The organism is Macellibacteroides fermentans (genome assembly GCF_013409575.1).
Classification (GTDB): Bacteria; Bacteroidota; Bacteroidia; order Bacteroidales; family Tannerellaceae; genus Macellibacteroides; species Macellibacteroides fermentans.
On sequence record NZ_JACCCY010000003.1, the window covers coordinates 34411 to 52232 of the forward strand.

12 protein-coding genes and 1 tRNA gene are annotated in these 17822 nt (G+C 44.4%); 6 read left to right on the plus strand and 7 right to left on the minus strand.

The features are described 5' to 3' along the window. Positions 1-26: 26 nt before the first annotated feature. From F5613_RS09520 to F5613_RS09530, 3 genes are all read right to left on the minus strand, one after another. Positions 27-2345 (minus strand): ABC transporter permease, encoded by a 2319-nt coding sequence (locus F5613_RS09520; protein WP_179399595.1) that lies wholly within the window; start codon positions 2343-2345, stop codon positions 27-29. Positions 2346-2361: 16 nt separating this feature from the next. Beyond that, positions 2362-3615 carry an efflux RND transporter periplasmic adaptor subunit gene (locus F5613_RS09525; protein WP_179400012.1) on the minus strand — a complete coding sequence of 418 codons (1254 nt, stop codon included), beginning with the start codon at positions 3613-3615 and terminating at the stop codon, positions 2362-2364. A gap of 71 nt (positions 3616-3686) precedes the next feature. Continuing rightward, complete coding sequence (locus F5613_RS09530) at positions 3687-5153, minus strand: TolC family protein (protein ID WP_179399596.1); 1467 nt, start codon at positions 5151-5153, stop codon at positions 3687-3689. A 155-nt stretch (positions 5154-5308) separates the two neighbouring features. Here F5613_RS09530 and F5613_RS09535 point away from each other — a divergent pair, with 155 nt between their 5' ends. Together F5613_RS09535 and F5613_RS09540 are read left to right on the plus strand one after the other, a co-directional pair. Next, positions 5309-6670 (plus strand): sigma-54-dependent transcriptional regulator, encoded by a 1362-nt coding sequence (locus F5613_RS09535; RefSeq protein ID WP_179399597.1) that lies wholly within the window; start codon positions 5309-5311, stop codon positions 6668-6670. Between the two features lies 1 nt (position 6671). Continuing rightward, a complete protein-coding gene (locus F5613_RS09540) occupies positions 6672-7682 on the plus strand; it encodes a sensor histidine kinase (protein ID WP_179399598.1) in 1011 nt (336 codons plus the stop codon). Between the two features lie 23 nt (positions 7683-7705). On the opposite strand, the gene F5613_RS09545 is transcribed toward F5613_RS09540, so the two are convergent. Both F5613_RS09545 and F5613_RS09550 read right to left on the minus strand, forming a co-directional pair. Then, positions 7706-8134 carry a DoxX family protein gene (locus F5613_RS09545; protein ID WP_179399599.1) on the minus strand — a complete coding sequence of 143 codons (429 nt, stop codon included), beginning with the start codon at positions 8132-8134 and terminating at the stop codon, positions 7706-7708. A gap of 657 nt (positions 8135-8791) precedes the next feature. Continuing rightward, positions 8792-8864: transfer RNA gene (locus F5613_RS09550), tRNA-Arg, on the minus strand. Positions 8865-9092: 228 nt separating this feature from the next. Here F5613_RS09550 and asnA point away from each other — a divergent pair. Then, positions 9093-10130 (plus strand): aspartate--ammonia ligase, encoded by a 1038-nt coding sequence (asnA, locus tag F5613_RS09555; protein WP_079684474.1) that lies wholly within the window; start codon positions 9093-9095, stop codon positions 10128-10130. 11 nt (positions 10131-10141) lie between these two features. Next, the gene (locus tag F5613_RS09560; RefSeq protein ID WP_179399600.1) at positions 10142-10804 is read left to right on the plus strand and encodes a uracil-DNA glycosylase; all 663 of its coding nucleotides are present in this window, start codon (positions 10142-10144) and stop codon (positions 10802-10804) included. 68 nt (positions 10805-10872) lie between these two features. Here F5613_RS09560 and F5613_RS09565 read toward each other — a convergent pair whose 3' ends face one another. Then, positions 10873-13638 (minus strand): putative LPS assembly protein LptD, encoded by a 2766-nt coding sequence (locus F5613_RS09565; protein WP_179399601.1) that lies wholly within the window; start codon positions 13636-13638, stop codon positions 10873-10875. A 61-nt stretch (positions 13639-13699) separates the two neighbouring features. After that, the gene (locus tag F5613_RS09570; protein ID WP_079684471.1) at positions 13700-14242 is read right to left on the minus strand and encodes an HDIG domain-containing metalloprotein; all 543 of its coding nucleotides are present in this window, start codon (positions 14240-14242) and stop codon (positions 13700-13702) included. Between the two features lie 137 nt (positions 14243-14379). On the opposite strand from F5613_RS09570, the gene F5613_RS09575 reads away from it, so the two are divergent. Further along, the gene (locus F5613_RS09575; RefSeq protein ID WP_394353471.1) at positions 14380-15531 is read left to right on the plus strand and encodes an exo-beta-N-acetylmuramidase NamZ family protein; all 1152 of its coding nucleotides are present in this window, start codon (positions 14380-14382) and stop codon (positions 15529-15531) included. Between the two features lie 93 nt (positions 15532-15624). Next, positions 15625-17682 carry a TonB-dependent receptor plug domain-containing protein gene (locus F5613_RS09580; protein WP_179399603.1) on the plus strand — a complete coding sequence of 686 codons (2058 nt, stop codon included), beginning with the start codon at positions 15625-15627 and terminating at the stop codon, positions 17680-17682. Positions 17683-17822 lie beyond the last annotated feature (140 nt).

A 17822-nucleotide genomic window follows, 5' to 3' on the forward strand; every position in this document is an offset into this window, starting at 1 on the left:
TCATTCTTTTTTACGAGTGTATTGAATCAGACCGATTTCACTGTTTCCGCCGGGTTTTCACTGGCTGCCTTATATAACTTTGATAAGATGCCGGCAAGCACAATCAGAAGAATCAGACCAAATACACTTACAAAAATCCACCACTCCAAATGGATACGGCAGACGTATTGTTCCAACCAACGCTGCATCACATAAACTCCCATGGGGAAAGCGATAATACACGCCAGTACGGTTACAAAAACGTATTGTTTGATAAACAACCTAAATATCTCTGAGATGCATGCTCCATTTACTTTGCGGATTGCAATCTCTTTCCTCCGTTGATTACATGAAAATGTAATCATGGAATAGACCCCGAAAGTCACAATCAGGAGGGCTACTAAGGTCATCAGGCCCAACAATACAAGCAGGTATCGTTCCGATTTGGTATAATCGGTATAAACATCATCCATATTTAGTATGGTGACTCCCTTTGTTACACCGCTTTTAGCAAATACAGCTAAAATAGCCTGTTCGGTTTCAATTCTATTGTCCGGACTATATTTATAAGCATAAAAACCCGAAACACCTCCATTATCCGGCTTTTTACTCTGCAGAGATCTGTACACACAGGGCAGAACAGGCAATAACGGCGAATCAATATACAGATCCGGAATGACACCTACGATAACCCAATCCTGTAGCTTCTTCCCTATCGGATCATCAAAGCCAAGCACTCGTTTGGCAGTTTCATTTATCAGGCACTCTTCCACTATACCCTGTCGCAGGTTCCTTCCGGACAAAATAGGGATAGAGAAAAATTGTGTAAAATCCGGACCATTCACATTAACAATTTCAACCTCCACTGCTTCAGTAAATTTCTTGTCGCCTGCCTCCGAAATTTTGCTGCTTGCTCGTCCGCCGCGCGGTAAAAATATCCGGTTAAACGGTATCACCTCTTCAACCCCCTTAATTTTCTGTATCTCATCTATGGGAATTCCTCCATACCAGGACTGAATCGTATTAATATTGAACCTGTCAAATCCAATATCCGAACGATTTAGATTTCGTAACTGCAGATAAAAAACAAGCGAACAAAATAGCAACAACACGCCAAATATCAATTGGATCAACAAGCTTACCACCGTAAACCTATTCTGAATTCCTCCAAATACTTTCGTCTCCGGTTGGATATTTTCCCTGATACTTCGCTTCATCAGCAAACGAATGGGGAAAAATGCTGTAACAATCGAAATGATGGCAATGGAACAACCATACAATAATGCTTCAAGCATAAAATAAGATCTTGGAGCCTCTATCATCGACAGTTTCAAAAATGAGGGGTAAAGGCATTCGGTCAGCAAGCCTCCTATAAAAAGAGATATAAACAAAACCAACAAGAATTCGGTCATCAACATCATCAGAAGCTGTTTGTCCGACGAACCATTTACTTTTCGCAGGGCAAGCTCTTTCCCTCTCATTTTTATTCTGTTTACAAAGAGCATAAGATAATTAAAAAGACCGCAAAAGATTACCATCAAAGAAACCGCAGCAAAAATCTTTAAATGATTAAACTGAATGACAGTCTGTTCATTTGGTATCTGATAGTGTGCCTTCCTCAACGGAATAAGCTTGAAAGACATTATCCCCTGTTGAGAATTTTCGACTTCGATTTGACTCATCTTTTTAGCCAATGCATTTACATCGGCACCTTCCCTAACTTTAAGAAATGTAATTGTGTGTGAATAACACCAGTCACAATCTTTGTCTTTACGTGGCCGGCGCGGACTTATTTGTATTACATCAAAGGGTACATTGCTATGGTAGCTTCTATCGGGGATTGATCCGGAAAAAAAAGGATTTGGATCTTCACCCACTGCTTTCAGCCGTTGCATCATTGATTCTGTGGCATAAAATACATCCGAAGGGATAGGATGGTTAATAAGTGGCTTGTTCTCTGCATAAAACACATTAAAAAACGAAGTATCTGTAATGATCTGAATACAATTGGCAATAGAATCTTTTTGATTATTATAATAAAAGAAGTCCTTATATTCATCTACAGATGTAGAAATATCGATAGATGTAGCTGCCTCAACCTCCGGGAAGGTCGATTCAAGGTAGAGGGCTAACGGTTCGGGGGTTATATTTTGTATACCACCGGTCAATTTAGGATCCACCTTCACCACCTGATAAATACGGTCGGCATCGGGAGTAAAGGAATCGTACGAATATTCGAAGGAAATCCAGGACATCGTAAACGAAAAAGCCATAAATCCGATTGCCAGGCCTAAGATGCTGATAACAGACTGAGCCTTATATTTGAGCAGGTTTCTCCATGCAACTTTTAAAAAGTACAAAATCATATTTTATTGTTTATAGTTACTCGTTTATTACTAATTCTTCCACATCTCCCAAGCGGGTATATCCATTCACCACCACTTTGTCTCCGGCACTCAATCCGCTCAGTATTTCATACTGTACGGGATTTTGCCTGCCAACGGTTATAGGTGTGCGAATGGCTTTACTTCCGGACGCATTCAACTTATAAATCCAGTGACCGCCAGTGGATTGATAAAAATCACCCCGGGGAATCACTATTGCAGTTTCCGGCAAGCCTAATTCCACCTGTACACGATAGCTTTTCCCGATACGTACATTCTCCGGTTTCGCTCCGGTAAAAACCATATCTACCTTAAACTGACGATCTTTCACTTCGGGAACCACCTTGGAAACCTTTAACGGATATTTCACTCCCTGATAGGTTACGGACGCCGGAAGTCCCACCATGATTCGATCAATATAATATTCACTTAACAACGTATTTATTTTATAATTGTCCATCACCTTTATTTCTCCTATATTCTCTGCTTGCCCCACCCGCTGTCCGAGTGTAACATTCAGAAAACTAAGCTGACCATCCATAGGGGCCCGCACAACTAAATTATCCAGCCGGTTGCCGACATGCAATCTGTTTTTACGGGCACGATCCAGATCATTTTCCATCAATTCGCGTCGCAGACAAGTAGCAGAACTGTCCTGTCTAAGTCCATCCATCAACAAAGCGGTACTTCTCGCCTTGAAAGTATACTCTTCGCGTTGCACCTCAAGCTGAGCCTTACTTTTAACACCCATCCTGAATTCCTCTTCGCCTAACTGGAAATCCTTCGCCAACCGGTTCAGTTCAAATTCGGCTTGCAAGGTCTGCTGCTTCAAAAGTATTGTTTTTTGATCCATTTCCAGCCTTCTCTCCTGATAAAGGATGCGTTGTTTCTGCCATTCGTCTTCCTGCTCTTCAATTATGCGGGTCAGCTCCGGATTATTCATCACTAAAATGGTATCTCCTTTTCGTAACATGGCTCCCTCTTCGGCAACCAACTGCTGTACCATACCTGCTTCCAATACATTGAGTTTGATTGTAAGAATAGGTTGCACAATCCCCTCTGCATCCACATAATCCAGAAACTTGGCCTGTTCCACTTCTGCAACACCAATTTTATTGGCATCGATCCGCAGCTTCTTTACACCCGACAAATTATAAATTACAAACACTATAAAAGCACAGAAAGCGGTTATCGCCCACAGATACAATCTGTACCGTACCCAGACAGATCTCTTTGGGAGGGGTTTATCCATCGATGTATCTGTCGATTCATGGAAGGAAGCTGACTTATTCTGATTATCCATTTTGCTTTTAGTTGGTTTTCTTAGTTATTGAATTGCACTTCGGGCAGATAAATGGGAACGTTTGAGGCAAAATCGTACCCGGTAATACTGCGTAGCCCATAATAAAGACTCCAATAAATTTTAAGTTCGTTGATATAGGCACGTTGCGAACTATCTTTTTCGGAGATTGAGGCATTCAGATCGAGCACAGTGGACTTCCCCAGCAAATACAGTCTGTAGGCAACTTCATTCCGGCGAACGGCACGATCGGCAGTCATCCGGGCAATACGGATTTTATCCGACTGCAGATTAAACTGCTTCACAATCTTGAAAACATTGGCATCAAAGTCCGTACGTGCCTGCGCCAGATTGGTTTTTATTTTAGACAAGTTACTTTTGGCAACCTCAACCCTGCCTCTGCCAACGCCCCAATCCAGGATAGGAATACGGATACCCAGACTTACAAGCTGCTGGTCGAGGGGACTTCGGTAGGCGGAACGCAGGGTTTGGTCTGCCTGCGTTAATCCGAACTCAACATACAGATCCGCTTTCAGTCGGTTGGCAGCTTTGGTGTTTGCCACCATACTTTCGGCCTCAAGTTCCTGTAAGGCGAACGATTCCAGATCCGGACTATTCCGGTGGGCATACTTCAGGGCATCCTTTTCCAGAACGATAAATACCGGTACCGAGTCACTTACAATCGTTTCGATCTCTACAGTGTTGTTTATGCCCAGAAAACTTCGCAAATCCTGCACATTGTCGCTTACCTCGATGGCTGCGTTTAGTTTGCTGGTCTGCTCCGACAGGAAATTGATCTCCAGCTGAAGCATCTCGTTTTCGGTAATGGTTCCTATTTTATATCTTCCCCGGGCATATTGGAACAAGGTATCCGCCGCAGCATAGTTATAGGAGGCCGACCTCCAGTTACTTTGTGCCGTAGCCAGTTGAAAGAATTTACCAACAGCTGTGGCAGCAACCAGCTCGAGGGTCTCTATATACATTTTCTTTGCCTGCTGATACCGTACCGGCTCGATCTTCCGGTTCCACTTCAGGTGGTTATACCCAAACAGGTTTTGAGAGTATCCTATTACCAAAGGGGTAGACCTGTAGGATACCTGTTTATCTGAAAAAATATCCAGTCGCTGCAACCCCGTTTGAAAATATACGTTTCCTCCCAGAAAAGAGAGATTCTGACTAATCGTAACAGCTCCATCATTCAGCAGCTGGTTACGGTGCACAAACCCATCCTTTCCGTCGGAAAACGTAATGGAACTTATAGAGCGGTTTAGTGTTGTATTGGAACTAAAAGAGATACCCGGCAAGTAATCGGCCTTGTGTGATCGCCATGCCCAATAGGCTGCCCTGTACTGATGACGTGCAGCAATCGCTTGCGGAGATTGCTTTTGCGCCAGCAGCACAGCCTCCTCCAGTGTGATACGAAGCGTATCACCGGCATATGCCTTATCAAAGGAAAGCAGAATAAATAGTATGCAGATTGCTCTTTTCATGCAATACAGAATACAAAAGGGATGCCAAGAATATATCCGACTAGTTTACAAAGAGATATCAATTTGAGCACTTTTTATTTATGTGCATTTTCGCACAAACATGATGCGTTATCGCACCTGTTGTATACGGATATTATACCTATATTTGCCATACTATGCAAAAACAAGGTAACATACTAATTGTAGACGACAACGAAGATATTCTGTTTGCGCTTAACCTGCTTTTACAACCCCATGTAGAAAAGGTGAAAGTTACGACACAGCCCGAACGTATCGAACATTTCATTTCCACGTTCCACCCGGACGTTATTCTGCTGGATATGAATTTCAACCGGGATGCAAGCAGCGGACAAGAGGGTTTCTTTTGGCTCGAAAAGATTAAAAAGGCGGATCCGGATACGGTGGTTATATTTATTACCGCTTATTCAGATACCGATAAAGCGGTGAGGGCAATCAAAGCGGGTGCCACCGATTTTATATCCAAACCCTGGGAAAAGGAGAAGTTGCTTGCAACGGTTTCAGCGGCCCTGGAGCTTCGGAAAAGCAAGAACGAGATATCCAGTCTTAAGCAACAGGTAGCGGCATTGGAAAGCAACCATATCTTACCCGAAATTATAGGGGAAAGTACGGCGATGCAGGAGTTATTCGGCACCATCGAAAAATTAAAAGATACGGATGCCAATATCTTTATTTTGGGAGAGAACGGTACCGGAAAGGACTTAATAGCCCATTTGCTGTATGCCAACTCTCCTCGTGCCGGTAAATCCTTCGTTCATATCGATTTGGGTAGTATACCGGAACAACTGTTTGAAAGCGAGCTGTTCGGGTATACGAAAGGGGCCTTTACCGATGCAAAAAAGGAGAAACAGGGACGTATTGAAATGGCATCGGGTGGAACGCTATTTCTGGATGAAATAGGGAATCTGTTGCCGGCAATGCAATCGAAACTGCTTACAGTTATAGAGAAGAAGCAGATTATCCGCCTTGGGGCCACAACGCCTATCCCCATTAATGTACGGCTTATCTGTGCAACGAATGCCAATATTCACGATATGGTTGCGAAGGGTGAGTTCAGACAAGACCTTTTGTATCGCATCAATACCATCGAATTACATATTCCGCCGCTCCGCGAGCGGGGAAATGACATCGTACTCCTTGCCAATCATTTTATGCAACATTACGCTAGAAAATACAAAAAGGATATCCGGAATCTTTCGGCATCGGCTTGCCGTAAGCTTAAGGAGTACAGTTGGCCCGGCAATGTGCGTGAGTTGCAGCATGCCATGGAGCGTGCTGTAATTCTTTGTCAGGGTTACATGCTAAACGCAGACGATTTCATGCTTAAGCAAACATCCGTTGGCAGACTGGCCGATGAATGTCTAAATCTGGAAGAGGTGGAAAAAAATACGATCGAGAGGGCTTTAGGACTGAGCAACGGGAATATGAATCAGGCGGCCGACTTACTGGGAATCTCCCGTTTTGCTTTGTATCGCAAAATAAGTAAATACGAAAAGTAACATGAAGCTTACAAGCAAACAGCTATTTATACTCAAGATACTCTGTATCGTTGTGCTGTCTCTGACAGGTGCATGGCTTTATACGAAAACGCTTTATTTTTGCGCAGTTTTCGTGTTGGCCGGAATTGTGGGTCTGGCCTGTTCGCTGTATGCCGATCGCAGAAAATTGGTGGAACGAATGGAACGAATGATCTCCGAAATTCATCATGCCGATTTTTCTTCTCACTTTTCTAATCCGCATTCGGATAAGGAGATTGATAGTTTATCCACAAAGATGGACGAGGCACTGGAGGTATTTCGTAACCGGATGCACGATTCGATGATGGATGAAACCGAAACCATTGCCTGGCAGAAGCTGATCAGTGTGCTTACCCATGAGATAATGAACAGCATCGCTCCCATATTATCATTATCGGAAACATTAAGCGAACGGGATGTTGCAGCCGATGCCGATACGGAAGAATACCGGATTATGAAACAGGCGATGGAGACTATCCACCGCAGGAGCAAGGGCTTGCTTTCTTTTGTTGAAAATTACCGCAAACTCACCCGTGTACCGCAGCCAACGAGGCAAGCTATGGATGTAGCCCTATTATTCAAATCGCTGCATCAACTGGTGGAATCAGATCGTATCCATTTTACATATAGTGTATACCCCGTACATTTAATGTTTAATGCCGACCGCAGTCTGGTCGAACAAGTGATTATAAACTTGTTAAAGAATGCCCATGAAGCATGCCTTAACCAGGTAAAACCACAAATAGAGCTTAAGGCTGCTAAAGTTGGTAACGAGGTATTGATTACCGTATCAGACAACGGTCCCGGAATTTCGTCTGAGGCAATGGATAAGATATTTATTCCCTTTTATTCGACCAAACCCAACGGATCCGGCATAGGGTTAAGTCTCTGCCGGCAGATTATGGTTCGCCACGAAGGAAAGATAGGAGTTGAATCGGATGGGAAAATAACCTGTTTCAAGCTACACTTTCCCATCCTGGATTCCGGCAAATGATAGTTTACAGCAAGGGGCTGTTATTATCTTGAGCGTTTCTTTGTAACCAGCAGGCGGTCTACGGCAAATTTACCCGGTCCGGTGATGTAGGTCATCAGATAAACCATCAGATAGATAAACGCAGGCTCTTTTGCGCTGAATGGATCTGCCGCATGTATTACAAAGAATGCGATTACCATGGTGAATATCAACGGAATTAATGCCAGACGGTACAGCGCCCCCAGAATAAAGGCTACCGAACAGATTACTTCCGCAAAGATGGCCAGACTCAATGAAACGGTACTTCCCACACCCAGCGGATCGGGGAAAGCGGACGACATTGCATCAAAATTATCCCACTTCTGCATCCCGTGGGTGATCATCAATACGCCAAAAAGAATACGGAATCCAAGAATAAAAAGGGAGAAGCCTGTGGCATCTGGTTTAGAAGGAAAAAGAAATTTTTGTATCATATTTCAATTTATTAATGTTTCAACTTTATTTTGTATAACAGGCTGCTTATTTAAGTTGTTCGTAAATAGAGGAAATAAAGTGAAATAGGACAGCTTTTAGGGCACACTATACGGGGCGGTGAGTCCGGATAAGTAATTCTCTTATAATACTCCAGATGGAATACCATAATTCCCCAGATGTGGAATTATCATTTTATATCTGAAGTACGATAATACCTCAGCTGCAGAATTATGCAAACATTGCATTAAACGGATTAATTATATACTACTTAGGGGATAGTTAGTAGTTGTAAAAGAGGCAATGGATAGAGATGATATACTCACTTTGAAGCATATGTTCTAATATTAGAGAATGGAGATCTTTCAAAAAACCTCAACTAATCTACACTTGATTCAAAATAGCGATTTCATCCACTAAACAGTTTCTACAAGTAGTTTTTCCCTCAACTTTTCCTGTTGGGTCGATGACAGATGACAGATGATGATGGATTGATTTTTGCATCTGTCATTGTAGGCATCCCTTATCCACAAAGGATTCCGGATGGTTTTATGACAGATGACAGATCGAATTTGCTTTTTTTGTTTTTCTTGAAACGATAGGTTAAAAAACAACAGAGGCGACACATCGTATGATATGTCGCCTGCTGCTTTAAACTGTGACCAGGGAGGGATTCAAACCCTCGACCTTCAGAACCGGAATCTGACGCTCTATTCACTAAGCTACCCAGCCAATTACAGCGCAAAAGTATATATAATTCTGACGCAAACCAAATCTTACGACCAAAGAGTTCAGACGAAACATTATTTTCCGAACCTTCGCATCATCTGTTATTTTGTTTTATATATTTGCTTAAAGTATGTCAAAATGCAATAAATTAAGAAATAAAATTGCTAATTTACTATTAATCCGTATCTTTGCCTCTCATAATTTGATTTTTCAAAAAACACATAACAATCTATGAGTTACCTAATTAAACCTAAGGGTTACAAGGCTTTGCTTAACCTTGCGCAAACAGAAATGGGGATAAAACAGATTAAAGATTTCTTTCAGCAGAATCTTTCGTCCGAATTACGTTTGCGACGTGTTACAGCGCCCCTGTTTGTACTGAAAGGGATGGGTATCAACGATGATCTGAACGGTGTGGAACGTGCAGTTTCTTTTCCGGTGAAGGATCTCGACGATGCAAAAGCCGAAATTGTACACTCGCTTGCTAAATGGAAAAGGCTGACCTTGGCCGATTATAATATTGAAGAGGGCTACGGAATCTACACGGATATGAACGCCATCCGTTCGGACGAAGAGCTGGGCAACCTTCACTCTCTTTATGTTGATCAGTGGGACTGGGAGCGGACCATCCGCAAAGAAGACCGCAGCATCGGGTTTCTTAAAGAGATCGTTTGCCGCATCTATGCTGCCCTGGTTAGAACGGAGTATCTTGTATACGAGATGTTTCCCGAGATAAAGCCTACCTTGCCAAGCACGATATTCTTTATTCACTCTGAAGAGCTGCTCCAGATGTATCCGGATCTTACGCCCAAAGAGCGTGAAGATAAGATAACGAAGGAACACGGCGCCGTATTTATCATGGGTATCGGTGCACAGTTGAGCGACGGACAGAAGCACGACGGACGAGCTCCTGATTACGACGACTGGTCTACCGTTGCCGAAAACGGACTGAAGGGGCTTAACGGCGATTTGCTGGTTTGGGATGATATCCTGGATCGTGCCATGGAACTATCTTCCATGGGTATCCGGGTGAACAAAGAGGCCTTGCTCCGTCAGCTTACCTTGTGTAATGCCGAGGAGAAGAAAGAGCTTTACTTCCACCAGCGACTGCTTAACGACGAACTTCCTTTAAGCATTGGCGGCGGAATTGGTCAGTCCCGTTTGTGTATGTTTTACCTTCGTAAGGGTCACATCGGCGAGATTCAGGCAAGTATTTGGCCAGAAGCGATGCGCAAGGAGGCTCTGGAAGCAGGCATGCCTCTCATTTAATATTGATTTACATGGATGTCAAAATAGAAGAAAGCTGGAAAGAGCGATTGTCCGGAGAGTTTGAAAAGGATTACTTCCGTCAGCTTATCGGATTTGTGAAGGAGGAATATAAGCGTACAACCGTATATCCTCCCGGTCCACATATTTTCGAGGCTTTTAATGCTTGCCCGTTCAACCAGGTTAAAGTGGTGATTCTGGGGCAGGATCCCTATCACGAACCCGGACAGGCACACGGTTTGTGTTTTTCGGTTCAGGATGGCACCCCTTACCCTCCGTCTCTGGTCAATATCTTCAAGGAACTTGAAACGGACCTGGGTATTCAAAGACCTGCCAGCGGTAATTTGCTGAGGTGGGCATCCCAGGGTGTTCTGCTGCTCAACGCCACGCTTACGGTTAGAGCTCATCAGGCCGGTTCGCATCAAAACAAGGGATGGGAAACGTTTACGGATGCCGTTATACACCGTCTGGCAGAAGAACGCAGGCATATTGTATATATTCTTTGGGGATCGTATGCTCAGAAGAAAGGAGCCTTTATAGACACGAAGCAGAATCTGGTGTTAAAGTCGGCCCACCCCTCCCCCCTTTCTGCCTACAGGGGATTTTTCGGGAACAAACATTTCAGCAAAACAAACGAATACCTGCAAGCTAACGGGCAGCAGCCCATTTCCTGGTAAGCGTATTATAGATAAAACAAGAAGGGGTGCCGTTATTGGCACCCCTTCTTGTTTTATCTATAATATACTTAATACCACTGCTGTCCTTCGCGGTAACTGCTGCTCTGGTTGTACTTAAGGTCTTTAAGCAACGACGAGCTAACGGCGATGGTAAAGGTATACGATTTATACGGTCCGATGGGAATAAAGCTTCCCGACATCTGCCAACAGTGCAAATCGCGCGTTACGCTGCAGTTCATGTATTCAATCTTTTTGTTATCAAAATTGTAGGTTGCATTGAAGTTAAAGCGCCAGTTTTTGGTTGGCTGTATATTTCCGTTGAAGCTCAGGTTATGGGTAAGCTTGTACTTATATTCCAGCGTATTCGGATTAAAATCACCATACCCAAGGCCCATTCCGTAACTGAATGCAAGACTCCATGGCACTTTATTGGCCTGATAACCATCGGCATCAAACTCGCCAACCTCTTTCTTCTTTTCGCGTAAACGGCCGCCTTCGGCTGGTTGAGCGCCTGTTTCGGGATTCAATCCGTCTGCCAGTTCACCCTCTTCGCCTGTACCTTGCTGACTTCCCTCCTTTTTTGTCTCGTCGGTTTTACCTCCGCCAAACAATTTGGAGAACGTTTCGTTATTCAATGTATACGAGAAGTTGGTACTTGTCGACCTTAACCGGCCGAAACCTTTGCCTGCTTCCCATCGGGGTACATCCACCTTACGTCCTCTCTCGTCGTAAGTATAGGTATCAAACATGGCATTAAGATTCAACGTATAGCTTTTTGAGAACTTCAACCGGAGGTTCATAGACATATCGCTCCACTTAAAGGAATCGGCAGCCATATTATAACTCATTCCCAACAAAAGCTTATCAATCAGACTAATCTTTTTGAATCCTGTAGAATCCTCGTCGCTTCGGATTTTCATCTCCACATTGTTGCTGATGGAGAAGCTCAACGATCCCTGCTTTCCCTGAGGTGCCGGACCGAATATCTGATTCGCATAAGGAGAATAGGTATTGGTGTACATTTCGCCGTCTTCGTCCATATACGTATAGGATTCATAAAAACCGTATCTCGGATCGCCAAAGTCGGGTGCAGCACTAAGGCTGATCGAAGGCTCGAAACGGTGACGGATCATCTCCACCTTGTTACCGAGGAATGGAAGCGGCTTGTAAAATCCGTACATCGTAGTTGAGGCAGATAATGAAGCGTTGTAGTTATATACCCGGTTAAACCCGTAAATGGTATCCGAAGGCATCAACCGATTGCTCGTTTCATTCCATGCCTGCATAACCTTACTGGTATACCAGCGCTCGGTGTAGTTGAACGATGGGGATATATTGATATATTTAAGAAACGTAAATGTAGCAGAAACAGGAATATTGTGCTGCATACCGTTACGCCAATCCTTCACCAGGCTTGACTTCATCAGCTTACTCTCTTTTGTATCGATGCTGTTACGCAGATAACCGGAGTAGCTCATAGATATCTTTTCAAACCATTTTTCGCTGCCAACGGCATGTTTGCGCTTGAACGGATAGATACGGCTCATGGTTACCGATACATCCGGCAGGGTTACCGAGATGGAGGCGTCTCTGGAACGTTGGTTCACATTCATTGTGGCCGACAAGCTGAAGGGGCTGTTGGGGAAACGTTGTGAAAGACTTACACTCGATCCTTTGGTATTACTGGTGGAATTCTGATTGTAAATATTGGTAAGCTGGTTGCGGTCGTAGCTGCTGGTTGCAAAGTTCACACTTGCCGAGAAGCTTCGGTAAGGATTGGCTTTGGCATCCTGCGAATGCGTCCAGGTAATTTTAAAGTCTTTGGATTTACTGTATTCCTTTGGCACCACTTTATCTCCCAGAATGGTGGTAAGCAGCGATGCATTGAAATTACCGGAGTACTTGTATCGTTTACGGTAAGCGGAACGGGCAGACAATCCCCACGATCCTTTGGTATAGATTTCGCCGGTAAGAGCCAGGTCCACATAATCACTTAAGGCAAAGTAGTAACCTCCGTCCCTCAAAAAGAAACCACGGTCCATCTCGTCGCCAAAGGTAGGCATGATGATACCGGACGAATAGCTTTCCGAAAACGGGAAGAATCCAAAGGGGATAGCCAACGGAAGTGGCACATCCTCTATCACAAGGTAGGCCGGTCCGGTTACAATATTCTTTTTAGGACGTACCTTCGCTTTGGAAAGCTGCAGATAAAAGTGAGGATGGTCATGGTCGTCGCAGGTGGTATACTTCCCTCCCATCATGAACATGTCGTTGTTTGCCATCTTTTTGGTGCGTCCGGCGGTAACATACCCTTCACCCTGCTGAGTGATTACATCGGTTATGTATCCCTTCTTGGTCCCGAAATTATACCGCATGGTTTTGCTTTCGTACTGCTGCTCTCCGTCTTTAAAGAGCGGATAACCAAATTCTTCGCCAATCGAGTCCAGACCGAACTTGGCAAATACCAGACTACTGTCCATGTTCATCTCGATCACTTCCGACTGAAGTTCGATCTGTCGGTACTTGACATTCCCTTCCCCAAACAGATAGGCCCAGTTGCCGGCAGTCATCAGTATGGAATCCTTGGCCTGATAGGTAACCACGGCATCCAGCGAATTCTTCTTTTTGCGGACGGTATCCTTAGCCATCAAGGTATCTGTCTTGATTTGAAGCGAATCGGGAGTAAGCTTTACGGTATCTTTAGGTACAAAAACCGTATCCTGCCTGGCCGGAGCAGAAGAATCATTGGCTACACGAACCTCCTGGGCGCGTATCACCAAACCTCCCAAAAGGGTGATAAATAATATGATAAGGATTTTATGTTTATGAAACATCCTGTATTTCTTTGCAGTTTCAGCTGGCAAATGTATAATAAATAACCCGATTATGCTTGGTTTATTCCCCTAAAAAGAGTTTACACCATGTATCAAATTGTAAAAGAGTCTCGTCTCCGAAACGAGCAAGCCCTTTTCGTACCTTCTCGACCGACTTTTCCTTTTCCAGTTTTGTTTTGCTGTAGAACTTGTCGGCAAAGCAGATAAGTTGCTCTTCCATACTTACGGGCCGCATATCCCGGTGAGGGATAGGCAGGTTTCGTTCGATTATCATTTGAGGTGATATGCCCGTTCCGGTATGACGTTCGCACACCAAAGCATGTTTTGGCAATCCTTCGCGGCGAAGGATGTCGGCTCCCAGATAACCGTGACAAATATATTCTGCCTCTCCGTGGCAATCGATCTCGGGGGCATTGCACAGATAGATGCCGATGTCGTGCAGCATAGCTGCCTCTTCAACGAATCGGGTATCCAGATTAAGCTCCGGATGCATCCGTGCAATTGCCAGCGCCTTGTCTGCCACTGAGCGGCTGTGTGTAACCAGTATATGATACACATCGGAGGTATTGGAATAATACCTGTTAATTATCTCAATAGGGTCCATCTGTTAATGTTCAATTTAATAGGTGCAAATTTAGGGAATCATAGCGACATTTGCTACTTTTGTTGCCAGTAAGGGATGTATAGAAAATGAAAGTTATATCTTGGTTTGTTTTCATCCTGTGCTTTCCATTGTATACAATGGCCGGTCCGGGTATTCCTCCAAAAAAATCTTCCTTGAAATTAGGGGCAGAAAGGATGGAGGTTGTTACGCGTTTGCTGAAAGACAAGCGAGTTGCCCTGGTGGTAAACCAGACTTCCGTAATTGAAGACGGGCAGGTACACTTGCTGGATGCATTGCTTAACAAAGGGATTGATGTTAAAAAGGTATTTGCCCCCGAACATGGTTTCCGGGGGACTGAAGATGCCGGGAAAGAGGTGGCCGACAGCAGGGATATTAAAACCAGCACCCCGATCATTTCTATTTACGGGAAAAACAAGAAACCAACCGCCCAACAGCTGGAAGGCATAGATGTGGTGGTTTTTGATATACAGGATGTGGGTGCACGTTTCTTCACCTACATCAGTACCATGCATTATGTGATGGAGGCTTGTGCGGAGAACGACAAAGATTTTATTGTCCTGGACCGCCCCAACCCCAACGATTACGTGGATGGACCGGTACGACAAAAGGGAATGGAGTCTTTTGTAGGGGTAGATCCGATACCGGTGCTGCACGGACTTACCGTGGGCGAGCTTGCCTGGATGATAAACGAAGAGGGATGGCTTGACAGTACACCGGATTCGTGTAAACTGATGGTTGTGAAAATGGAGAACTGGAAACACGGTGATCCCTATTGGCTGCCTGTAAAACCCTCTCCCAACCTGCCCAATGATCAGGCAATCCGTCTGTATCCTTCCCTTTGTTTCTTCGAGGCAACCAATATAAGTGTGGGAAGAGGTACCTTCTTTCCATTTCAGGTGATAGGGTATCCCGACAAAAAATACGGAGAGTTTTCTTTTACTCCCGAACCGCTTCCGGGCTTTGATACCAAACCGCTTCAGAATGGGAAGACGTGCTACGGAGTCGACCTGAGGGAACTGCCTTTCGAAGGGGGATTAACGTTGCGTTTCCTGCTCTATTTCTATAAGATGGCGGGCAAGGATCAGGCTTTCTTTTTCTCCAGACCTTCGTGGTTCGATCTGTTGGCCGGTACTAAACAGCTACGCTATCAGATTATCCGGGGAATGAGCGAAAAGGAGATTCGTGATTCGTGGAAGCCGGAGCTGGACAATTACCGTAAAATGAGAAAAAAGTATTTGCTTTATAAAGATTATCCTGTTAAAAAATAAATATGGAATCGGCTCTTCAAGATATAGCTACATAGCCTTCGGGTAGAGTCTGTTCCTTTTTCTTTATCATTATAATAACAAATTAATTTACAAATGAAAAAAGTTGAAAAGATTGCAGGACAAGCACTGCGTTTCCGTCGTTTTGCACGGAAGAACTTTGCTGTTTTCTGCAGTTTGCACAAAGTGGTGAACATCGGCGTTATTACGGCCTCAACCCTGCTCTTTGCCCTTCCAGACACAGCTCAGGCTCAGGAAGTAATTAAGCATGCTGCTTCGGAAGAAGAAACATCGGTTTCGTTGGACGAAGTGGAGGTTACCGCCTCAAGAGCACCCATGGCGCTGAATCAGGCTGCCAGAATTGTGACGGTTATTTCAGCCCGCGAGATTGCGGCGGCGCCGGTCACCAGTATCCAGGATTTATTAGAGTATGCCGCAGGCGTGGATGTGCGGCAACGAGGCGAAGGGGGAACCCAGGCCGATATTTCCATCCGCGGAGGAACTTTCGATCAGATTGCCGTACTTCTTAACGGCGTGAATCTTTCCAACCCTCAGACAGGTCATTACAGCTTCGATATTCCTGTCAACCTTTCCGACATTGAACGTATAGAAATTATTTCGGGTCCGGCTTCCCGTATTTTCGGAGCCAGCGCTTTTGCCGGAGCCATAAACATCATTACCAAAGCGAAAGCCGAAAAGGTGATCACTACAGATGTATCCGCAGGTATGCACGAATGGTGGAAACTGGAAGCGGGCATCAACCACCAGTCTGGTAATTTCAGTCAGCGTCTTTCGGCCGGATACAATTCTTCGGGTGGCTATACAGACAATACCGATTTTAAGATACTCAATCTATTCTGGCAAGGTGTAGCCAGGACTGATGAGGCCGATCTATCCTTTCAGGCGGGTATAAACGACAAAGGCTACGGGGCCAATAGTTTTTATTCGGCTGCCTATCCCAACCAGTACGACAAAACACGCCGGTATTTCTTATCGGCCGGTGCGGAGACAAAAGGACGGATTCGCTTCACACCCAAATTATATTGGACACGACACACCGATCGTTTCGAGTTGTTCCGCGATAACCCTGCCTCCTGGTACACCTGGCACAATTACCACGAATCGCAGGTTTTCGGTTCTTCCCTTAATGCTTCAACTTCGTGGGCACTGGGACAAACCACTGCAGGTACGGAATTCCGCAACGAAGGCATCCGAAGCAACGTGTTGGGTACGGATCTTAAACAACCCCAGGAAGTTCCTTCATCCGATGGTATATTTTTCACCAAAGGTGCCAACCGTAGTAACCTGAGTTTTTTCCTCGAACATAATATTTTATTAAAACGATTCACTCTTTCGGCCGGATTGCTCGCCAATTACCATACCGACCTCGACAATAAGATAAGGTTGTATCCGGGCATCGATGCTAGTTACCGCATCGGCACCAACACCAAGGTATATGGAAGCTGGAACAAGTCGTTGCGTATGCCAACCTTCACCGATTTGTATTATAAGAGTAAAACCAACATAGGGAATCCCAATCTTTTACCCGAAGAGAGTGAGGCCTTTGAATTGGGTATTAAATATGGAACCCACTTCCTGAACGGACATATTGCCGGATTCTACAGAAAAGGTAGTAACATGATTGACTGGGTAAAACAAAATCCGGATGATTTATGGGAAAGTAAAAACCTGACCGAAGTAAATAATCTGGGTATAGAGACCAACATCACCTTCTTACCCGAAGAGGTCTTTGGCGAATCATTCTTTATTAAGAAGGTTTCATTAGGCTATAGCTATATAGACCAGGACAAGTCCAGCGAAGGATATATTTCCAATTACGCACTGGATTATCTGAAACATAAATTCAGCGCCCAGGTTAGTCACAAGTTATCTAAAAACATCTCTGCCACCTGGTATGTGCGCTGGCAGGACAGGGCCGGAAGTTTTACCCGGTACGAGGCACTTAAGCCCGCAAGGGAGGAAGCCTACGCTCCTTATTGTGTAGCAGATCTGAATATAAGCTATTCTCTTAAGAAGGCAACCTTCTATGCCGAGGTGAACAATCTGTTTGACGCCGTATATTACGATCTGGGAAATATCCCTCAACCGGGTATATGGTTTAAAGCCGGATTTAACTATACTTTTAGCTACTGATTCACTTTTCAGGTTGATACGTAAAAATAGATAACCTACAAAAGTTGAGGGTAAAGATTAAAAATTTGGACTACTGATTACAATATGAAAAGGGCGCTTCCATCGCGGGAGCACCCTTTTCTTGTTTACAACTACTAAAT